The sequence below is a fragment of the Acidovorax benzenivorans genome, assembly GCF_028680575.1.
Lineage (GTDB): Bacteria > Pseudomonadota > Gammaproteobacteria > Burkholderiales > Burkholderiaceae_C > Acidovorax > Acidovorax benzenivorans.
The window spans coordinates 134,283-153,213 of sequence record NZ_JAPCKI010000001.1 but is presented as its reverse complement, the minus strand read 5'-3'; the positions used below and the strand labels follow the sequence as shown (position 1 = coordinate 153,213).

Below are 18,931 nucleotides of genomic sequence, written 5' to 3'. Positions count from 1 at the left end.
CGCCCGGTCTGCAGGGCGTTCGCCGCCGCGTGCTGTATGTCGCCCTGTACGAGCTGATCGCCATCGTGGTGGCCACCTTCGGGCTGGCCGTGCTCACCGGCCAGAGTGCGGCGCACTCCGGTGTGGCGTCGGTGGCGGCCTCGGTCATTGCCGTGGTGTGGAACCTGCTGTTCAACTGGGCCTTCGAGCGCTGGGAGGCCCGCCAGGCCGTGCGGGGCCGCACCGTCTGGCGCCGCATGGCCCATGCGGTGGGGTTTGAGGGGGGGCTGGTCTTTACCCTGGTGCCGCTGTTTGCCTGGTGGTTTGGCGTGACTTTGTGGCAGGCCTTTGTTATGGACCTGGCGCTCATCGTCTTTTTTCTTGTCTACACCTTTGTCTTCAACTGGGGGTTCGACCGCGTGTTTGGCTTGCCTGCCTCGGCGCAGCCTGCCGCCGCCTGAGCCGCTGGCGCGCGCCAGCCGTTAAAATCGCGGGCTGTCCAAGGAGCGTTGCAGCGGCCCATCCCATCCCTCGCGGGGGCGGTCGTCAGGCTTGGGCACACAGGGCCTGTACCAGGTCCCGGCCCCACCGCAACGACGCTCACCTGTTTTTCTGCTGCCCCTGCACAGGTGAGTCCTATGTCCGCGTCTGCCCTTTCCCTGCCCCCCATGAAGTTGTCCGGCCTGGAGCCTGTCTCCATCGGCGAGGGCACGCTGTTCGTCAACATCGGCGAGCGCACCAACGTCACCGGCTCCAAGGCGTTTGCGCGGATGATTTTGAACGGCCAGTACGAAGAGGCCCTGGCCGTGGCGCGCCAGCAGGTAGAGAACGGCGCGCAGGTCATCGACATCAACATGGACGAGGCCATGCTCGACAGCAAGGCCGCCATGGTGCGGTTCCTGCAGCTCATCGCGTCTGAGCCCGACATCGCGCGCGTGCCCATCATGGTGGATAGCTCCAAGTGGGAGGTGATTGAGGCCGGGCTGCGCTGCGTGCAGGGCAAGGGCATCGTCAACTCCATCTCCATGAAGGAGGGCGTGGACAAGTTCAAGCACGAGGCACGCCTGGTGCGCCGCTATGGCGCCGCTGCGGTGGTGATGGCCTTCGACGAAAAAGGCCAGGCCGACACCTACGAGCGCAAGATCGAAATCTGCGAGCGCGCCTACCGCATCCTGGTCGATGAAGTCGGCTTCCCGCCCGAAGACATCATCTTCGACCCCAACATCTTCGCCGTGGCCACCGGCATCGAAGAGCACAACAACTACGCGGTGGATTTCATCGAAGCCACGCGTTGGATCAAGCAGAACCTGCCGGGCGCCAAGGTGTCGGGCGGCGTGTCGAACGTGTCGTTCAGCTTTCGCGGCAACGACCCCGTGCGCGAGGCCATCCACACGGTGTTCCTGTACCACGCCATCAAGGCGGGCATGGACATGGGCATCGTCAACGCGGGCATGGTGGGCGTGTACGACGACTTGGAGCCCGTGCTGCGCGAGCGTGTGGAAGACGTGGTGCTCAACCGTCGCCCGGATGCTGGCGAGCGCCTGGTCGAGATTGCAGAAACCGCCAAGAGCGGCGCCAAGGACGAGAGCAAGAAGCTTGAATGGCGCGGCACGCCGGACAACCCCAAGACCGTGGGTGAGCGCTTGAGCCACGCCCTGGTGCATGGCATCACCGACTTCATCACCGAAGACACCGAAGAGGCCTACCGTGCCATCCTGGCCAAGGGTGGCCGCCCGCTGCACGTGATCGAAGGCCCGCTCATGGACGGCATGAACGTGGTGGGCGACCTGTTTGGCGCGGGCAAGATGTTCCTGCCCCAGGTGGTGAAAAGCGCGCGGGTGATGAAGTCCGCCGTGGCCCACCTGATCCCCTACATCGAAGAAGAAAAGCGCCAGGACGAACTGGCCGGGCGCGACGTGCGCAGCAAGGGCAAGATCGTCATTGCCACCGTCAAGGGCGACGTGCACGACATCGGCAAGAACATCGTCACCGTGGTCCTGCAGTGCAACAACTTCGAGGTGGTGAACATGGGCGTGATGGTGCCCTGCCATGAAATTCTGGCGCGCGCCAAGGTCGAGGGCGCCGACATCGTGGGCCTGTCGGGCCTGATCACTCCCAGCCTCGAAGAAATGCAGTACGTGGCCGGCGAGATGCAGAAGGACGAGCACTTCCGCATCAAGAAGATCCCTCTGCTTATCGGCGGCGCCACCACCAGCCGCGTACACACCGCCGTCAAGATCGCGCCGCATTACGAAGGCCCCGTGGTCTACGTGCCCGATGCGTCCCGCAGCGTGAGCGTGGCGCAAAGCCTGCTGGGCGACGGCGTGCAGAGCTACGTGGATGAGCTGAACGCCGACTACGACAAGGTGCGCACCCAGCACGCCAACAAAAAAGCCACGCCCCTGTGGCCCCTGGCCAAGATCCGCGCCAACAAGACACCCGTGGACTGGTCGGCCTACCAGCCCGCTGTGCCCCGCGCGCTGGGCCGCCGTGTGTTCAAGAACTTCGACTTGGCCGAGCTGGCCAAGTACATCGACTGGGGCCCGTTCTTCCAGACCTGGGACCTGGCCGGGCCGTACCCCGCCATCCTCACCGACGAGATCGTGGGCGTGGAAGCCACGCGCGTGTTCGCCGACGGCCAGGCCATGCTCAAGAAGATCGTCGAAGGCCGTTGGCTCACCGCCAGTGGCGTGATGGCCCTGCTGCCCGCCAACAGCGTGAACGACGACGACATCGAGTTCTACACCGACGACACCCGCACCGAGGTGGCCATGACCTGGTACGGCCTGCGCCAGCAGGCCGAGAAACACACCATCGACGGCGTGACCCGCCCCAGTCGCTGCCTGGCCGACTTTGTGGCGCCAAAATCCAGCGGCATTGCCGACTACGCGGGCCTGTTCGCCGTGACGGCGGGCCTGGGCATCGAGAAGAAGGAAAAGGCCTTTATCGATGCGCTGGACGACTACTCCGCCATCCTGTTCAAAAGCTTGGCCGACCGCCTGGCCGAAGCCTTTGCCGAAGCCCTGCACCACCGCGTGCGCACCGACTTGTGGGGCTATGCCGCTGGCGAAGCGCTGAGCAACGACGACATGATTGCCGAGAAATACCACGGCATCCGCCCCGCACCTGGCTACCCCGCCTGCCCGGACCACAGCGCCAAGACCGAGCTGTTCCGCGTGCTGCAGTGCGAAGAGGTCGGCATGAGCCTGACGGAAAGCCTGGCCATGATGCCCGCCGCCAGCGTGAGCGGCTTCTACATCGGCCACCCCGACGCCGTGTACTTCAACGTCGGCAAGATCGGCGAAGACCAGCTACACGACATGGCCCAGCGCCGGGGCATGGACGAGAAGGTGCTGGAGCGGTTGCTGGCGCCGAATTTGTAGTGCTATGGATTGGATAGCTGTTAGCGCACTTTGAGTAAGCGCTAGCAGCCTATTTCATGCAAAAATTTCTGTGGTGAAGTACCTCGGGCACACCGTGGTAACTCGCCGTGCGGCCGTCACCCACGCCACGCCGCCTCAATGGCCGCCACATCAATTTTGCGCATGCCCATCATGGCGTCGAAGGCCCGCTTGGCCGCAGCGCGGTCGGGGTCGTTGATGGCCTGCGTTAACACCCGTGGCGTGATTTGCCACGACAGACCCCACCGGTCCTTGCACCAGCCGCAGGCGCTCTCCTGTCCGCCGTTGCCCACAATCGCGTTCCACAGCCTGTCGGTTTCGGCCTGGTCATCCGTCGCTACCTGAAACGAAAACGCCTCGCTGTGCGTGAAGGCCGGGCCGCCGTTCAGCCCCAGGCACGGAATGCCCAGCACCGTGAACTCCACCGTCAGCACGTCACCCTGGTGTCCTGCGGGATAGTCGCCGGGGGCATGCATCACCCGGCCCACGGCGCTGTCGGGAAAGGTGGCTGCGTAGAACGTCGCCGCCTCCAGCGCCGTGCCGTTGAACCAGAGGCAGAGGGTGGTTTTGGGGGACATGGGGTACTCCTGTTGGGGGCCGGAGGATGCTCGGGTTGAACGGGCTGGAGCCGTGATTCTGGCAGTTTGTGCGGTACCGAATAGCTCTTTGTGATTGGGCTGGAATGGGCCCGGAGCCGCCAGTGATTACCCTTCCCCAAGACAGTCATTGATTCTTATCGCTTGCTCACAGTTCAAAACGTGACTGTCGAGAGCCCTGGCTTTGCTAGTCCGCAGGCTATAGTTTGTCTTCATGAATCCTGCGGGGATTGCCGTAATGTTTGTATGGAATGCTGCAACAGCCCCGCACTTGCAAATCCGCGCTCCACTCCGTTTTCAGGAGCAATCAGAGTCCCAAAGTAACTCCTATCGCCCAGCTTGCCCGCAGGTTGTGTGGGGCAAATTGTGCTGGGGCCCAGCTAGGCAGAGAAATGAAAGAAATGATTGGGCTGATGTCCAACACCAAATGGAAGAAGCTTTTGTCCCATCTGGCTCAAGCAGATGTGGCTAGCCACTGCATATGGAAATTGCTGGAGTGGGAGAACTCCAGAGAAGGCTTTCTTCCCGCACTAGATTGCCTCACTGAACTAGGTGTCGGTGATTGTGGCGCGGTAACGGGCGGCCCATTTCAATACTCGGAGATTGAGTGGCTGCTCATCCCCGACAAGGCTACAAGGTGGCCCCATGCTCAACCTCAGCATCGGTATGAGCGCCAAGATATAGGTAGAGTTCAGGCGGAAATTGATTCGCTGGGGCAATACCCGTACCGGATCACCTCAGCAGGGTTAGTGGTCAGTGGGTATGCGCCTTAACAAGTCGTTCAACGCCGAAACGCTTCGCGAGCGGCAGTAACTCCAACTTTGAACGTCTGCTTCTCCTTGCCGCAACCGACAGCTCCTGGCCGATATGAGCCAGACTACCGAAAGATAGCTGCCACGACTAGAGCGCCGAGAATGACAGCAATCACACCGAGCAGTGCCCTGAAATCATTGCTTGGTTTTCCAAGCCCGGACTTTTTCTGAATTTCTTGCCACATTCGCTCTTTGCGTTCGTTGGGTGTTTCCATGGTGTGTCGCGTGAAGGTGAATAGGACGCAGCACTGAATGTCCGCTTCTGGCCGTTGTCTGCCGTTGGTTGTCTGAGTCGATAAGTCTTTAACCGCGCCGGGACCCGCGCATTGTCTTGGCCCTCAGTGCGGCCCCGCCCCACCCGCACTCTCGGCCATCTCCAGCTGCATCATCACCATGTTGACCAGCGTGTGCACCGACGGCCGCCCGGTCTCGATCACGTAGTGGGCGGTTTCGCGGTACAGGTGGTCGCGCTGGGCGTAGAGGTCGCGCAGCTTGTCCATGGGGTTGCCGCCTTGCAGCAGGGGGCGGGTCTTGTCGTGTTTGACGCGCTTGTAGATCTCTTCGGGCGAGGCGCGCAGGTACAGCACGTTGCCGAACTGGCGCAGCACTTCGCGGTTCTCGGGGCGCAGTACGGCGCCGCCGCCGGTGGACAGGACCATGCCGCCGGGCTGGCGGGCTACCTCGGCCAGCACCTGGGATTCGATGTCGCGAAAGCGGGCTTCGCCCTCGGCCTCGAAGAAGCTGCGGATGGTGGTGCCCAGGGTGTGTTCCAGCCGGTGGTCCAGGTCAATGAAGGGCACACCCGCCCGGTGGGCCAGTTGCCGGCCAACGGTGGATTTGCCCGAGCCGGGCATGCCGACCAGTGCGCAGCGAATCTGCATAGGTTCAAAAAAGAGGTCTGGGGGACGGGCTTGCCAGCGGTGTGTGTGGCCGCTGCGTGCCGTGACTGGACGCTGAGTGTAAGCCTGCACCCTCTGGCGCCGGATGTAGAGCGCAGCCTTTGCAACTGGCGCTACCCCCGCCAGTGACGCCGAGCAAGGGCCGCCCCGCAGCGAGGGCGTCGTCCCCCTGCCCGCGCGCAGCGCGAGAGCGGGGGTGAAGGAGCGCAGCTCCTCAGGGGGGTGTCCCAATCACAGTGCGGCATACACCAGCGCCGGATACAGCTCGCACAGATACCGCAGCTGGCCGGGCGCCTGGGTGAGCAGGATGGCGAACAGGTCTTCCGCAGGGTCCACAAAAAAGAAGGTGCCTCCCAGACCGCTCCAGCTGTAGTGCCCGGCCGATCCGGGGCGGGTGGCCTGCCCCTTGGCGGTGCGCACAGCCACACCCAGGCCAAAGCCGTAGCCGGTGGGCAGGATGTCGCCCGCAACGGGCAGGCTGCCCAGGTGGTCGGCGGTCATGAAGTCCACCGTGGTGCGGCCCAGCAGGCGCACGGGGCCATCGGGCCCAGGGGCGGTGCCCCGGCCCAGCATGAGCTGCAAGAAGCGCGCGTAGTCGCTGGCGGTGGACACCAGCCCGCCACCCGCCGACTCGAACGCGGGCGGGGCGGTCACGTCGATCAGGGGCATGCCGAGCCCGGTCTGCGGGTCGCGCTCAAAGGCTTCGGCCAGGCGGTGCTGCTGCGCGGCGGGCACGGCAAAACCGGTGTCGTGCATGCCCAGAGGGCCGAACACGCGGCGCTGCAGGAGGGCTCCCAGGCTTTCGCCCTCGATGATCTCTAGCACCGCGCCCAGCACATCGGTGGCGCGGCTGTATTCCCAGCGGGTGCCGGGCTGGTGGACCAGGGGCAAGGGGCCCAGCGCGGCGGCCAGCTCGGTATTGCTGTGGCGGCGCGAGCCGATGCGGGCGGTGCGGTAGGCGTCGGGCACGGTGCCTGCCTCCCACGCGTAGCTCAGGCCAGCGGTGTGGCGCAGCAGGTCGTGCACCGTGGCCTCGCGTTGCACCGGGGCGGTGGTGCCGGTGGTTTCGTCGTACACGCGCTGGCCTGCAAACGCGGGCAGGTAGTGCGACACGGGGTGCGACAGCAGCAGGCGGCCTTCTTCCATGAGCATCATCGCCACCAGCGAGGCGATGGGCTTGGTCATGGAATAGATGCGGAACACCGTGTCGGGCGCCATCGCGGGCACCGCCGACTCGGCGCTGGGCGGGCGCTGGTGGCCCACCGCCGTGTGCAGCACCGTGTGGCCCTGGTGATGGACAAGGGCCACGGCACCGGGCAGCAGGCCCTGGTCCACATGGGTTTGCAGCACAGAGCGTAGGCGGGCGAGGGCGGTGGGGTTCATGGTGGTTGGGCGTGTGTTTTGAGGTGTTTTTGGCCGATGGCGCTTATGGATATTGCGCTGATAGCTATCAAAAACAGAGCGTTTGGCAGGGGCTGTCGATGGCTGCTTCAGGACGCAGCACCAGCGGCGCGGCTGCGCTCCTGCTCCTGCAGCTCGCGCCACTGCACCTTGCCCGTGCCGGACTTGGGCAGGCTGTCCACCAGCTGCACGATGCGCGGGCTTTTGTAGGCCGCCATGTGTTCGTGGCTCCAGTCGATGATGGACTGCTCGCTCACCTGGCCCTTGAAGGCGTCGCGCAGCACGACCAGCGCCTTCACGGTTTCGCCCCGGCGCTCATCGTGTGCGGCGATCACACACACCTCCTGGATCGCCGGATGGGCATACATCATGGCTTCGACCTCGGCGGGCCAGACCTTGAAGCCCGACGCATTGATCATGCGCTTGAGCCGATCCACCATGAAGAAGTAGCCGTCCTCATCCACCTGCGCCAGGTCGCCCGTGCGCAGAAAACGCTTGCCGTCCAGCATCACAAAGCTGTCGGCCGAGGCCTGTGGGTTGTTCCAGTAGCCCAACATGACCTGCGGGCCATGCACCACGATCTCGCCAATTTCGCCCGGTGGCAGTTCGGTGAACGTGGCCGGGTCCACCACGCGGGAGTCCACATCAAACACCGGGATGCCCAGGCACTGCGGCTTGGGGCGGTGGGGCGGGTTGATGTGCGTGGCGGCCATGGTTTCGGACATGCCGTAGCCCTCCACGTAGTCCAGCCCGGTCAGGTCCTTCAGGCGCTGCGCCACGGCCTTGGGCATGGCCGCGCCGCCGCCGCGCATGGCCTGCAGGCTGCTGATGTCGTAGTCGGCGATGCGCGGGTTGGCCAGAAAGTCCACCACCATGGTCGAGATGGCCTGCCAGATGGTGACCCGGTAGCGCTGGATGAGCTGGGCAGCCGCGTCACGGTCCCAGCGCGGCAGCACGACCACCGTGGCGCCCACAAACAGCGGCCCGTTCATGCTGCCCGACATGCCGGTGACATGGAACAGCGGCAGCACCGTGAGGTAGGTCGAATCCTGCGTGCGTGCAAACCACTGCACGCCGCCCACCAAGGTGCTCATGGCGCTGCGGTGCGTGTGCATGCAGCCCTTGGGGTGGCCCGTGGTGCCGGAGGTGTAGGGCATCACGCACAGGTCGTCGGGCCCGGTGGTGATGGGGCCGGGGGTGCGCTGCTGCGCCAGCATGTCGCTCCACAGCGTGACGCCGGGGGCATCTATGGCCTGGCGCGGTGCGCTGACAAAGGCGGGCACGGGCAGGTCGGTGGGCACCTGCAGGTAGTCGCTGTAGGCGGCCACGATGAGGTGCCGGAGCTTGCCCCCACCAGATTCACCGCCCGTCACATCCACCAGCGGCTGGGCCTGCGCATGCAGGTCCTGCGGCACAAAGGCCACGGTGGCGCCGCTGTCCTGCACGTAGTGGCGCAGTTCGTCGGTGAGGTTCATGGGGTTCACCGGCACCACCACCGCGTTGGCGCGCAGGATGCCGTAGAACGCCAGGATCCACTGCGGGCTGTTCTGCATGTACAGCAGCACGCGGTCGCCCGCTTTCACGCCACACACCTGCTGCAAAAAGCCCGCAATGTGCTCGGCCTGCTGCTGGAACTGGCGGAAGGTCACCAGCGTGTCGTAGAACACCAGAAAAGGCTTGTCCGGGTAGCGCGCGGCCGACACCTCGGCGTTGTGGAACAGATGGGTCTGCGGCAGCGTGAGGTGGCGCGACAGGCCGGGTGGCCAATGGGCGAGGTGGCGGTCAGACATGGGATACGGAACTCTGGGTTGGTTCGTGCAGGGCGCAGGCTGTACAAGATAGGGCGCGCCCCAGGCGAGGGGCGCCAAGCAAGGGCCGCCCCGCAGTGAGGGCGTCGTCCCCCCTCCGGGGGGAAGGCGCGCAGCGCCTCAGGGGGGCTTCAAATCAAATCAAACTGGCACCACCATCCACCACGATGGACTCGCCCGTGATGTGCCGCGAGGCGTTGGACGCCAGAAACACCACCGCGCCCTTGAGGTCCTCTTCGCCGCCGATGCGGCGCAGGGGCGTGCGCTCGATCATCGCAGGGCCCAGTTTTTCGATGAGGCCACTGGCCATCTTGCTCGGAAAGAAGCCGGGGCAGATTGCATTGACGCGAATGCCGTAGTGCCCCCACTCCGACGCCAGCGTGCGCGCAAAGTGCAGCGCGGCGGCCTTGGAGGTGTTGTAGGCAATGGTGTTCATGCCGGGGGGTGTGCCCTTGAGCGCCGCCACCGAGGCTGTGACGATGATCGAGCCCTTGCCGCGCGGGATCATGCAGCGTTTTCCCACTTCACGCGACAGGAAAAACGGGGCGCTCACGTTCAGGTCCATCACCTTGTGCCAGGCGGCGTCGGGGTAGTCCTCGGCCTTGGCGCCCCAGGTGGCGCCCGCGTTGTTGACCAGAATGTCGATGGTGCCAAAGCGCTCCACCACCTGGTCCACCAGGCCGGGGATGTCCTCGGTTTTTTGCAGGTCGTTCACCACGGTCAGCACCTCGTAGCCCAGGCCTTCCAGGTGCTTTTGGGCTTCGGCCAGTTCGTCGGCCTTGCGCGCGGTGATGGCGAGTTTGGCGCCCATCTCGCCCAGGGCTTCGGCCATCTGCAGGCCCAGGCCGCGCGAGCCGCCGGTGACCAGGGCGACCTGGCCGGTGAGATCGAAGAGTTGCTTGACGCTCATGGAGAAAACGCTTTCGTGCAGAGAGGGATGAGGGTGAATGAATGCCAAGCCCGGGCCCTGGTGGCTCGTGGCCTGCAAGGTGGGTGAAGAGGTGCGGTGAGGGCGGTGGTGGCCGCCGTGTCAATGGCTGTCGGCTAAGCCGGTCAGCGCCTCATGCTAGCCCTGCACCGCCCCCGTGTAAAACCGGTGCTGTCACCTTTGAAACTCTGCGCGCCACAGCCAGGCCCGCTGCGTGTGGGACAGCGCCTACCCCGCCTTGCGGCCACAGCGGATGGATAGGGGGGCCGCAAAGCCTTAGGCTCGCGGGGATGACCGTTCCCCCTCCGTCCCCGATGGCGACTTTGCTCGCCCGCATCGCCCAGCCCTTGCAGCCGCTTTGGCGCCTGGTGCAGCCGTTCTGGCGCGCAGCGCAGATGTGGCTGGACGCCGACGGGTTGCGCATGAGCGCCGCCATGTCGTTCTACGGCATGCTGAGCCTGGCGCCCCTGCTGTTGCTGTTGGTGGGCGTGCTGGGCTGGTGGGTGGACCGCAGCTACCTGGAGAGCAGCCTCGTCGCCCAGGTGCAGTCGGTGATGGGCCAGCAGGTGGCCGATGTGGTGCGCCAGGCCATGGCCAGCGCCCAGGCTCCGTCTGAGGGGCGGCTGGCATCGGCCATCGGGTTTGTGGTGCTGGTCTCGGGCGCCACCGGCGTGTTTGTAGAGCTGCAGTCAGCGCTGGAGCGGCTGTGGCGCAAGGATGGCTACACGCCGCCCCAGCGGGCCGCGTGGTGGCGCATGGCGTCGCTGCGGCTGCGGGGGCTGGCCTATGTGTTGGCGCTGGGCTTTTTGCTCATGGTGTCGCTGGCGCTGTCCACGCTGATCCACTTGCTGGCGGGCTGGGCTGGAGAGCGGCTGACCGTGGCACACCTGCCCACCTTGGTGCCCCTGGCACCGCTGCTGCAGGTCATCAACGAAGCCATTGCCTTCGGGTTTGCCGTGGCCCTGTTTGTGGGGCTGATGCGCATCGGCGCAGGGCCCAAGCCGTCGCTGCGTTACCTGGTGATGGGCGCCGTGGTGGGGGCTGCGCTGTTCACGGTCGGCAAGCAGTTGTTGGCCTGGTACCTGTCCACCGCTGCCGTGGTGTCGGCCTACGGTGCGGCGGGGTCGCTGGTGGTGCTGCTCATGTGGATCTATTTTTCATCGGCCATCCTGCTCTTTTCTGCCAGCTGCGCGCAGGCTCTGGAGGATGCCCTGCACTCCGGCCCCCGCCGCCCTGCGGCATGGGCCCGGTGGACGGCATCTGCCCGTGCGCGGGTACAGGCACGGGGGCAGGAGCTGTAAATGTTGGCAACAGCGCACAGCAAGCGGGCGGCAGGCTGTCTCGGCGGTACCCGTTGCGCTGCCGGGCTGCGCGGGCAGGGCCCGCACGCGAGGGCTGACGCCGCAAGTGCTGGCAAAGTGGGTTTACCGCTGCTTACTGCCGCTTACAAACCGGCCACACCACAGTGCCCACCGCTGTGTACCTTTGCACCATCCAAGCCGTTGAAACACCACGGCCCCATTCCGTAGCGGGCTTACTGCGGTTATCTACACGCCTACCCCCTGCGGACTCTCTCGACATGAACAAGGAAATGACCATGAACCTGACGGTTTCTTCTCCCACCCCGCCCGTACCTGCTGCTGCCCCCGCCGGACCGGCCCTGAAATGGATGTGGGCGGCCATTGGTGTGTTGGGTGTGAGCGTGCTGGCCCTGGGCGCCACCCTGGTGATGCAGCAACGCGCACCCTCGGCGGCCGAGGCGGCGACCCCGGCCACCCTGGCGGCGGCACCCCGCACGCCCGAATCCGAAATTATTGAGGAAAAACGGCCGAAAGCGCCGGTAGTATCTGCGCAGAATGCTATGAATAGCGGAGCAAACTACCGTCCGCAAACCGGCGGCAGCGCGGGCCGATCCGGTGACATGGCGGGTGGCATGGCCCCCGGGGGTGTCGCCCAGCCCGTGCGTGCTGCAACGCCGGTGTGCCGCAGCTGCGGCCGTGTCGAGTCGGTGCAGGCCGTTCAACAGGCCGCCCCTGCTACGGGCGTGGGGGCGGTAGCCGGTGGTGTGCTGGGCGCCGTGGTAGGCAACCAGATCGGCAAGGGCAGCGGCCGCACCGCCGCCACCGTGCTGGGCGCTGTGGGCGGCGGTTATGTGGGCCACAAGGTCGAAGAGCGCACCCGCACCCACACGGTGTACCAGGTGGCGGTGCGTATGGAAGACGGCTCGCTGCGCCACTTCCAGCGCGCAGAGCCCACCGCCGTGGGCACGCCCGTTGTGCTGCAAGGCAAGGGCTTCCGCGTGGACCAGGGCGGCTCGGCCCGCGCTGCAGACCCCTATGCACAGCCACAGCCCCAGCCGGGTGCGGTGCGGGTGTCGGACACCTACTGAGCCAGTCAGTCCTTTACTCCAAAACAAAGCCCGCAAATGCGGGCTTTGTTTTTTCCGGGCGATTGCTGACTGGCGGACGGGTTACAGCACCACCGGGATCTCGGTCGCAGGCGGGGTGTTGCGGCTGCGGCCACAGCGCACCAAGCCGTCAATCATCACCATGCCGATGCCTGGGATGTCGCCCAGCTGCACGCTTTCCAGCAGCGTGGCACCGGCGGTGTGCTGCGCCCGGTCCATGAACACGAAGTCGGCTGCGCGGCCCACTTCGATGAGGCCGCAGTTCAGGTTGCGGATGCGCGCCGTGTTGCCCGTGGCAAAGCAGAAGACAAGCTCGGCAGGGATGTCGGCAAAGCTCGATATGAGCGCAATCATGCGCAGCATGCCCAGCGGCTGCACGCCCGAGCCAGCCGGGCCGTCGGTGCCCAGGATCACGCGGTGTGGGCACTTGAGTTCGATGGCCGCCCGCGCGGCCTGGATGGCGATTTTCTCGTTGCCGTTGTGCACCAGCTCGATGGCGCGGGACGACTTCTCGCACAGCTCGCACACATGCTTCCAGGGCAGGGAGGTGTGGCCGCCGTTGATGTGGCCGATCACGTCGGCATCGGCCTCCAGCACCACGTCCTTGTCGATCAGACCCGAGCCGGGGATGGACGGCCCGCCGGTGTGAATGGTGCTCTGGATGCCGTGCTTGCGCGCCCAGGCCACCATCTGCTGGGCCTCGTAGCCCGCCTTGACGGAGCCCAGGCCCACTTCGCCCAGCAGCGTCACGCCCGCATCGGCCAGGTCCTTGAAGTCCTGCTCGGTCATGCCCTTTTCAATGACCGGGGCGCCTGCAATCACCTTCACGCCACCAGGGCGGAAGTTGTCGAACGAGCGTTGCGCGGTGATGGCCAGAGCCTTCAGGCCCACGATGTCCTTGGGGCGGCCGGGCAGGTGCACTTCGCCGGCCGACACCATGGTGGTCACGCCGCCGTTCATGGTCGAGTCGATCCAGCCGATCTGGTTTTGGCGCGGCGTCCAGTCGCCAAACACAGGGTGCACATGGCTGTCGATGAGGCCGGGTGCCACGCAGGTCTGGCGCGCGTCGATCACAGTGTTGGCATGTTCGGTGTCGCAGTCCTTGTAGCGGCCCACGGCCACGATGAGGCCATCATTCACCACGATGGTGTCGGCGTCGAGGATGGGACGGTCCAGGTCGCCCGACAACAAAAGACCGATGTTCTGAATGACGACCTTGCCCGACTTGCCGCCTGCTGCTACTTCTGCCATGGATTCTCCTCGTGGGGTGGTGGGCGGGGCACCACACGGCACCCCGCAGGGAAAAATCTCTTACTGATTCATTCAGGCCGCTGTTTTGCCCTTGGGCAGACTGGGGCCGGGCGCCACGGTGCGCAGCACGCTGTCGATGACGAAGGTCTCCCAGTTCGCCAGCGCCTCGGGCGTCTCCAGGTCTTCGCCCAGAAAGGCCGACAGCGTGTGCCGGTTGGACATGTAGAAGTAGCCCGTGGCGGCAATCAGCAGGTACACGTCGCGTGCCGAAACGTCTTTGCGGAACAGGCCCTGCGCCTGGCCACTCTCCAGCACGCGGCGGATCACCTCGATGGCCGGCGACGAGTATTCACGCGCCCGCATGGACTTGGAGATGTGCTTGCCCTTGTGCAGGTTCTCGGTGTTGAGCAGCGTGATGAATTCGGGGTTCTTGCGGTAGTAGCCCACCACAAAGCGGATCACGGCCTGCAGCGCCTCGAACGGTTTGGCAGTGTCCAGGTCGAGCTTGGATTCCGCATCGTTCATGCGCCGGTAGGTTTCCTCCAGCACCTCGATGAACAGACCTTCCTTGCTGCCGAAGTAGTAGTAGATCATCCGGTCGAAGGACTTGGCCGCCTTGGAGATCTTCTCCACGCTGCCACCTTCGTAGCCGTAGCGCGCGAACACCTTGGTCGCCGCCTTCAGGATGTTGTCGCGCGTGGTCTGTGCGGCTTGTTCGCGCACGCCCGTCTTGCGGGCGGATGCGGAGCGGGGGGACGCGGTCCGGGTCTTGGTGGGAGTGGCAGACATGGCGGGTCCTGGTGGATGAGGCTGGCCCCCCGCAGGGCGGGCCAGCCGGGGATCACTGCTCTGCGAACGCGCGTTCGATCACGAAGTCGCCGGGCTTCGTGGTGTTGCCTTCGTTGAAGCCACGCTCTTCCATCATGTGCTTGAGGTCGCGCAGCATCTCGGGGCTACCGCAGATCATCACGCGGTCTTCCGCGGGGTTGAGTGCGGGCAGGCCCAGGTCGCGGGCCATCTGGCCGTTTTCGATGACGGTGGTCACACGGCCCTGGTGCTTGAAGGGCTCGCGCGTCACGGTGGGGTAGTACTTGAGCTGCTTGGTGACCATCTCTCCCAGGAACTCGTGCTGCGGAAGCTCCTGCGTGATGTAGTCGTGGTAGGCCAGCTCCTTCACCTCGCGCACGCCGTGCACCAGGATGACTTCCTCGAACTTCTCATAGGTCTCGGGGTCGCGGATCAGGCTCAGGAACGGGGCCACGCCCGTGCCGGTGGACAGCATGTACAGGCGCTTGGCGGGCAGCAGGTAGTCGATCAGCAGGGTGCCGGTGGGCTTCTTGCCCACCACGATGGTGTCGCCCACCTTGATGTGCTGCAGGCGCGAGGTCAGCGGGCCGTCGGGCACCTTGATGGACAGGAACTCCAGGTGCTCTTCGTAGTTGGGGCTCACGATGCTGTAGGCACGCAGCAGGGGTTTGCCCGTCTCGCCGCGCAGGCCGATCATTGTGAAATGCCCGTTGGAAAAGCGCAGCGCGGTGTCGCGTGTGGTGGTGAAGGAGAAAAGGCGGTCCGTCCAGTGGTGGACCGTCAGGACGCGTTCGTCAAGAAAGGCGCTCATGGTGCGTTAGATGGAAAAGTTGGAAGCAAATAAGGAATTTGGCTGAAACTGGCTCGGATTCAGGGCCCCAAGCGCTCTACAGCGCAATGTTCAGGCCTGAAAGCTTGTGGCTCACAACCCTCCATTGTTCCGCATCTGGCAAAGCCGCTTTTCTTTTGGTAATTGTGGGCAGCGTGGGCGCCAGCTTTTTGTTGAACTGCAGGAAGACTTCCATGCCATCAGGCAGGTCGTCTTCGGCGTAGATGGCGTTGGCTGGGCACTCCGGGATGCACACCGCGCAGTCGATGCATTCGTCGGGGTCAATCACCAGATATTCCGGGCCCTCCTTGAAGCAATCGACAGGGCACACATCGACGCAGTCGGTGTACTTGCACCGAATGCATGCGTCCGTCACAACGTGCGTCATTTTGGGGCTCCTCATGCACCATTTTTGGGGGCGCAAAAACACCATTGCAGAGTCTGGTTGATTCCGCTACATTGACATCGAATGTAGTGTTCACAACATTTAAGTTAAGTGAATGCTACACAAAATGCAATGCGCGTACAAGCGCTTGCAACCATGCAATGAATGGGCCGCCACGATGACTGAACATACCAAGACCGATGGGCTACCGGGGATGGATGCGCCAGAGCTGCCGCAGGTGCTGGAGCGCGCCCGGCCCCGCAACGAGCGCATGAACGCCGCCAAGGTCGAGTGCAACGCGTGCCCGGTGCTGTGCCAGATTTCCGAAGGCCGTGCAGGTGCGTGTGACCGTTATGCCAACCATGCGGGCGTGCTCGTGCGGCTGGAACCGGTGGTGGTGCTGCGCAAGACCCTGGAGGCGGGCGAGGCCACGCTGGTGCCGTTTGCAGGCCGTGCGGAGGCGAGCGATGGGCAGGAGGGCGCCGAGGCGGCGCCTGCGGTCGCGCCGCAGCCCTGGTCGGGCGACTTGCTGTTGACCGAAGAGGTCTTTGTGACGGGCGTGGGCTCGTCCACCACCTACCCAGACTACAAACCTGCGCCATTCATCGTGGGCTCCAAAACCGATGGCGTGGACATGGTCACCGTGGTCACCGAGGGCATCTTCAGCTACTGCAGCTTCAAGGTGAAGATCGATACCGACCGCTTCCTCGGCTCCGAGCAGGCCAATGTGCGTTGCAAGGGCGAGGTAGTGGGCCATGTGACCACGGCGGAATACGGCTCGCAGATGCTGTCGCTGGGTGGCGTGCACCACCTCACCGGCGGCACCAAGAAGGAGGGGCGCATCACCGCCGAGATGATGCAGTTGCTGGGCAACAAGCAGGCCGTGGAGTTCACCATCGACGGTGGCTCACAGCTGGTGATCCAGGCCGGGCGCGCACCCATCGTCAACGGTGTGGCCGAACAGCGCATGCGTGTGGGTTGCGGCTCGGCGGCCATCGGCATTTTTGCGCGCCAGTTCTTCAGCCATGCCGACGAGGTGGTGGTGGTGGACGACCACATCACCGGCGTGCTTACCGAACACCAGGCGGGCCGTTGCCTGGACATGAAGCCCTCGGGCATCCAGATGCGCGGGCGCAAATCCACGCCGGGCCGCTACTTCCAGGTGGCCAACCCGGGCACAGGCTGGGGCGGCACCGACATTGCCGACCCGCTGTCCATCATCGAAGGCTGGGACGAATCCGTGGCCTGGCCCGGGTTGCGCCTCTTGATGACCTCCACCACGGGGGAGCACGCATCCTGGTACGTGCTGGACGAGCAACTGAATCCGGTGGAAGCCGAGATGCCTGCCGAGGTGCGCCGCATCGTGGACCGCATTGGCGAAAACTGCGAGCCGTCGCTCGCGTCCGTGCTGTTCCTGGGCGGCGCGGGCGGCAGCCTGCGCGCCGGGGTTACCGAGAACCCGGTGCTGCTCACGCGCTCCATCAAGAACGCGCTGGTCAATGTGACCTGTGGCGGTGCCCCCGCCTATGTGTGGCCGGGCGGCGGTATCACCGTGATGGCCGACGTGCTGCGCATGCCGGACAACAGCTTTGGCACTGTGCCCACCCCCGCCATCGTGGCGCCCATCGAGTTCAGCATGCGCCGTGCGGACTACGAAGCGCTGGGCGGGCACACCGAACAAATTCGCAGCCTGCGCGAAGTGCTGGAGCGCGGTGCGTGGCACAACGACGGTGCACCGCAGGCGCGCGTGTGGCAGACCTTGCCCGCCGCCAACCCGTGGCCGCTGGGTCGCCCACCTCTGCTGGGCTGACTGGACCGCGCATGAACGCTTGCCGCAAGCTCCTGTCCGATGGCCGCTGGCATTTTCAGCATGGGCCGATGGACCTCATCCTTCAGGCCGAAGGGGAGCGCAATGCCGTGGCGCAGGCGCACGAGCGCGCATGGCAGTGCTTTGAGGGGCTGTTGCAGGAACTGGTGAATGAACTCGCCGGCCTGCGGGCGCCGGTGGGTGAGCGCTGTGCTTTGCAGGGCGTGGTGGCGCGCCGCATGTGGGCCGCCTGCAGTCCTTATCGCGCAGGTTTCATCACGTCGATGGCGGCGGTGGCGGGTGCTGTGGCGCAGGAGATTCTGGCGTGCTACGAGCAGCCGGGCATAGACCGCGCCTGGGTCAACAACGGGGGCGACATTGCGCTGCACTTGGCGCCGGGCCAGTCGGTCACGGTGGGGGTGTACGCTGATATCGCTGCACTCAACGCTGCACAGTTGCGCAACGGCTTGGTGCTGGATGGGCAGATCCGCATCGACAGCGCCATGCCGGTGCGCGGTGTGGCCACTAGTGGGTGGCGCGGGCGCAGCCAGTCGCTGGGCATTGCGGACAGCGTCACGGTGTTGGCGCGCACGGCTGCGCAGGCCGATGCGGCAGCGACCATCGTGGCCAACGCGGTCGATGTGGCGGATGAGAGGATTGCCCGTCTGCCAGCGTGGCAGGTGCGGGACGACAGTGATCTGGGGGGCATTGTGGTCACCGTGGATGTCCCCGCCTTGCCCGATGAGCAGGTTCGCCGGGCCTTGCAGCAAGGGTTGCAAAAGGCGCAAGAATTGCAGTCCAGCGGCCTGCTGTGGTTTGCACTGCTGGCGTGCCAGGGGCAGTTTGTGGCGACTACGGCGCCACAAACCCTGGCTGGTGCCGTGTGGCCACCCCAAGCGGTGATGGAATCGGAAGTTGGTTCAGTATTTGCTTAATGAATTGCACAGGTCTCCAAAATGATCCAGATACGACGCGTTTTCACCCATCTTGAGGAAATCAGGCACGAATTCGGGCCGGTGGCCGACGTGCCGCTGCTGCGTGGTGCCATTGGCGCGGTGCTGACCAACCCGTTTGCGGGCCGGTACGAACCCGACATCCTGCCCATGATGGATGCCCTGCAGGACGTGGGGCTGGACATGGCCCAGCGTTTGCTCAAGGCCATGGCCGTGCCTGCCGAGCGCATCGAGACCTACGGCAAAGGTGCCATCGTGGGGGCGGCCGGCGAGCTGGAGCATGGTGCGCTGTGGCATGTGCCCGGTGGGTACGCCATGCGCGAACTGTTGGGCTGGAAGGGCGACCGCAACGCCTACGCCAAAGGTGAGGCCGAAGAGAAGACGGGGCAGCCTGCCAATGCGCTGTCCATCGTGCCTTCCACCAAGAAAGTGGGCGGCCCCGGCGCCGCGCTGGATGTGCCGCTGACCCACATCAACGCGAGCTACGTGCGCAGCCATTTCGATGCCATCGAAGTGCGGGTACCCGGCGCACCCACATCGGATGAAATCGTCTTCATCCTGGCCATGTCCACCGGCGCTCGTATCCATGCACGCGTTGGCGGCCTGAAGGCCGCAGACATCAGCCAGTGGAACGGCCTGCGCTGATCCACTGCCAACCACAAGACCCT

General features: G+C 65.0%; 17 protein-coding genes, 1 pseudogene and 1 riboswitch. Of the genes and pseudogenes, 8 read left to right on the top strand and 10 right to left on the bottom strand.

Features of this window, described 5'->3' with window-relative positions; all coding sequences use genetic code 11:
- The first annotated feature begins 8 nt into the window (after nt 1-8).
- Together OIN59_RS00725 and metH are read left to right on the top strand one after the other, a co-directional pair.
- Nucleotides 9-440: a PACE efflux transporter gene (locus OIN59_RS00725; RefSeq protein ID WP_274107139.1), complete on the top strand. Its 432-nt coding sequence runs from the start codon at nt 9-11 to the stop codon at nt 438-440.
- Between the two features lie 34 nt (nt 441-474).
- A riboswitch (S-adenosyl-L-homocysteine riboswitch) is annotated at nt 475-588 on the top strand.
- Between the two features lie 11 nt (nt 589-599).
- Nucleotides 600-3,362 (top strand): annotated as a pseudogene (gene metH, locus OIN59_RS00720) (methionine synthase); the annotation flags it as partial.
- Nucleotides 3,363-3,478: 116 nt separating this feature from the next.
- Here the strand turns inward: metH and OIN59_RS00715 are convergent.
- The gene (locus OIN59_RS00715; RefSeq protein ID WP_274106128.1) at nt 3,479-3,958 is read right to left on the bottom strand and encodes a VOC family protein; all 480 of its coding nucleotides are present in this window, start codon (nt 3,956-3,958) and stop codon (nt 3,479-3,481) included.
- Nucleotides 3,959-4,368: 410 nt separating this feature from the next.
- On the opposite strand from OIN59_RS00715, the gene OIN59_RS00710 reads away from it, so the two are divergent.
- Nucleotides 4,369-4,749, top strand: coding sequence for a hypothetical protein (locus tag OIN59_RS00710; protein WP_274106126.1), 381 nt, complete (start codon nt 4,369-4,371; stop codon nt 4,747-4,749).
- A 104-nt stretch (nt 4,750-4,853) separates the two neighbouring features.
- On the opposite strand, the gene OIN59_RS00705 is transcribed toward OIN59_RS00710, so the two are convergent.
- The 5 genes from OIN59_RS00705 to OIN59_RS00685 form a co-directional block, all read right to left on the bottom strand.
- On the bottom strand, nt 4,854-5,003 hold the full coding sequence (locus OIN59_RS00705) for a hypothetical protein (protein ID WP_274106124.1): 150 nt from the start codon (nt 5,001-5,003) through the stop codon (nt 4,854-4,856).
- A gap of 123 nt (nt 5,004-5,126) precedes the next feature.
- Nucleotides 5,127-5,669: a shikimate kinase gene (locus tag OIN59_RS00700; protein ID WP_274106122.1), complete on the bottom strand. Its 543-nt coding sequence runs from the start codon at nt 5,667-5,669 to the stop codon at nt 5,127-5,129.
- Nucleotides 5,670-5,918: 249 nt separating this feature from the next.
- The gene (locus tag OIN59_RS00695) at nt 5,919-7,070 is read right to left on the bottom strand and encodes a serine hydrolase domain-containing protein (RefSeq protein WP_274106120.1); all 1,152 of its coding nucleotides are present in this window, start codon (nt 7,068-7,070) and stop codon (nt 5,919-5,921) included.
- A 107-nt stretch (nt 7,071-7,177) separates the two neighbouring features.
- Nucleotides 7,178-8,878, bottom strand: a complete 1,701-nt coding sequence (locus tag OIN59_RS00690) for a long-chain fatty acid--CoA ligase (protein WP_274106118.1) — start codon at nt 8,876-8,878, stop codon at nt 7,178-7,180.
- A gap of 154 nt (nt 8,879-9,032) precedes the next feature.
- Entirely contained in the window at nt 9,033-9,806 is a 774-nt protein-coding gene (locus tag OIN59_RS00685; RefSeq protein WP_274106116.1) for an SDR family oxidoreductase, read from the bottom strand.
- Nucleotides 9,807-10,138: 332 nt separating this feature from the next.
- Here OIN59_RS00685 and OIN59_RS00680 point away from each other — a divergent pair, with 332 nt between their 5' ends.
- Together OIN59_RS00680 and OIN59_RS00675 are read left to right on the top strand one after the other, a co-directional pair.
- A complete protein-coding gene (locus OIN59_RS00680) occupies nt 10,139-11,125 on the top strand; it encodes a YihY/virulence factor BrkB family protein (RefSeq protein ID WP_274106114.1) in 987 nt (328 codons plus the stop codon).
- A 296-nt stretch (nt 11,126-11,421) separates the two neighbouring features.
- Complete coding sequence (locus tag OIN59_RS00675) at nt 11,422-12,213, top strand: outer membrane lipoprotein (protein ID WP_274106112.1); 792 nt, start codon at nt 11,422-11,424, stop codon at nt 12,211-12,213.
- An 81-nt stretch (nt 12,214-12,294) separates the two neighbouring features.
- On the opposite strand, the gene OIN59_RS00670 is transcribed toward OIN59_RS00675, so the two are convergent.
- The 4 genes from OIN59_RS00670 to fdxA all read right to left on the bottom strand — a co-directional run bounded on the left by OIN59_RS00670 (nt 12,295) and on the right by fdxA (nt 15,506).
- The gene (locus OIN59_RS00670) at nt 12,295-13,482 is read right to left on the bottom strand and encodes an amidohydrolase family protein (RefSeq protein WP_274106110.1); all 1,188 of its coding nucleotides are present in this window, start codon (nt 13,480-13,482) and stop codon (nt 12,295-12,297) included.
- A gap of 72 nt (nt 13,483-13,554) precedes the next feature.
- On the bottom strand, nt 13,555-14,271 hold the full coding sequence (locus OIN59_RS00665; RefSeq protein WP_274106108.1) for a TetR/AcrR family transcriptional regulator: 717 nt from the start codon (nt 14,269-14,271) through the stop codon (nt 13,555-13,557).
- A gap of 52 nt (nt 14,272-14,323) precedes the next feature.
- Entirely contained in the window at nt 14,324-15,100 is a 777-nt protein-coding gene (locus tag OIN59_RS00660; protein WP_274106106.1) for a ferredoxin--NADP reductase, read from the bottom strand.
- Between the two features lie 76 nt (nt 15,101-15,176).
- Nucleotides 15,177-15,506 carry a ferredoxin FdxA gene (gene fdxA / locus OIN59_RS00655; RefSeq protein WP_274106104.1) on the bottom strand — a complete coding sequence of 110 codons (330 nt, stop codon included), beginning with the start codon at nt 15,504-15,506 and terminating at the stop codon, nt 15,177-15,179.
- 175 nt (nt 15,507-15,681) lie between these two features.
- Here fdxA and OIN59_RS00650 point away from each other — a divergent pair, with 175 nt between their 5' ends.
- Genes OIN59_RS00650 through OIN59_RS00640 form a run of 3 tightly spaced genes read left to right on the top strand, consistent with a single transcriptional unit; the run spans nt 15,682 to nt 18,908 of the window.
- Nucleotides 15,682-17,313: a 6-hydroxynicotinate reductase gene (locus tag OIN59_RS00650; protein ID WP_274106102.1), complete on the top strand. Its 1,632-nt coding sequence runs from the start codon at nt 15,682-15,684 to the stop codon at nt 17,311-17,313.
- An 11-nt stretch (nt 17,314-17,324) separates the two neighbouring features.
- Nucleotides 17,325-18,245, top strand: a complete 921-nt coding sequence (locus OIN59_RS00645) for a UPF0280 family protein (protein ID WP_274106100.1) — start codon at nt 17,325-17,327, stop codon at nt 18,243-18,245.
- A 21-nt stretch (nt 18,246-18,266) separates the two neighbouring features.
- Nucleotides 18,267-18,908, top strand: coding sequence for an amino acid synthesis family protein (locus OIN59_RS00640; protein ID WP_274106098.1), 642 nt, complete (start codon nt 18,267-18,269; stop codon nt 18,906-18,908).
- Nucleotides 18,909-18,931 lie beyond the last annotated feature (23 nt).

What these genes read in the sequence shown, in the direction of transcription:
- OIN59_RS00715 (WP_274106128.1), bottom strand. Translation starts at nt 3,958, where the DNA reads ATGTCCCCCAAAACCACCCTCTGCCTCTGGTTCAACGGCACGGCGCTG.
- OIN59_RS00710 (WP_274106126.1), top strand. Translation starts at nt 4,369, where the DNA reads ATGAAAGAAATGATTGGGCTGATGTCCAACACCAAATGGAAGAAGCTT.
- OIN59_RS00705 (WP_274106124.1), bottom strand. Translation starts at nt 5,003, where the DNA reads ATGGAAACACCCAACGAACGCAAAGAGCGAATGTGGCAAGAAATTCAG.
- OIN59_RS00700 (WP_274106122.1), bottom strand. Translation starts at nt 5,669, where the DNA reads ATGCAGATTCGCTGCGCACTGGTCGGCATGCCCGGCTCGGGCAAATCC.
- OIN59_RS00695 (WP_274106120.1), bottom strand. Translation starts at nt 7,070, where the DNA reads ATGAACCCCACCGCCCTCGCCCGCCTACGCTCTGTGCTGCAAACCCAT.
- OIN59_RS00690 (WP_274106118.1), bottom strand. Translation starts at nt 8,878, where the DNA reads ATGTCTGACCGCCACCTCGCCCATTGGCCACCCGGCCTGTCGCGCCAC.
- OIN59_RS00685 (WP_274106116.1), bottom strand. Translation starts at nt 9,806, where the DNA reads ATGAGCGTCAAGCAACTCTTCGATCTCACCGGCCAGGTCGCCCTGGTC.
- OIN59_RS00680 (WP_274106114.1), top strand. Translation starts at nt 10,139, where the DNA reads ATGGCGACTTTGCTCGCCCGCATCGCCCAGCCCTTGCAGCCGCTTTGG.
- OIN59_RS00675 (WP_274106112.1), top strand. Translation starts at nt 11,422, where the DNA reads ATGAACCTGACGGTTTCTTCTCCCACCCCGCCCGTACCTGCTGCTGCC.
- OIN59_RS00670 (WP_274106110.1), bottom strand. Translation starts at nt 13,482, where the DNA reads ATGGCAGAAGTAGCAGCAGGCGGCAAGTCGGGCAAGGTCGTCATTCAG.
- OIN59_RS00665 (WP_274106108.1), bottom strand. Translation starts at nt 14,271, where the DNA reads ATGTCTGCCACTCCCACCAAGACCCGGACCGCGTCCCCCCGCTCCGCA.
- OIN59_RS00660 (WP_274106106.1), bottom strand. Translation starts at nt 15,100, where the DNA reads ATGAGCGCCTTTCTTGACGAACGCGTCCTGACGGTCCACCACTGGACG.
- fdxA (WP_274106104.1), bottom strand. Translation starts at nt 15,506, where the DNA reads ATGACGCACGTTGTGACGGACGCATGCATTCGGTGCAAGTACACCGAC.
- OIN59_RS00650 (WP_274106102.1), top strand. Translation starts at nt 15,682, where the DNA reads ATGACTGAACATACCAAGACCGATGGGCTACCGGGGATGGATGCGCCA.
- OIN59_RS00645 (WP_274106100.1), top strand. Translation starts at nt 17,325, where the DNA reads ATGAACGCTTGCCGCAAGCTCCTGTCCGATGGCCGCTGGCATTTTCAG.
- OIN59_RS00640 (WP_274106098.1), top strand. Translation starts at nt 18,267, where the DNA reads ATGATCCAGATACGACGCGTTTTCACCCATCTTGAGGAAATCAGGCAC.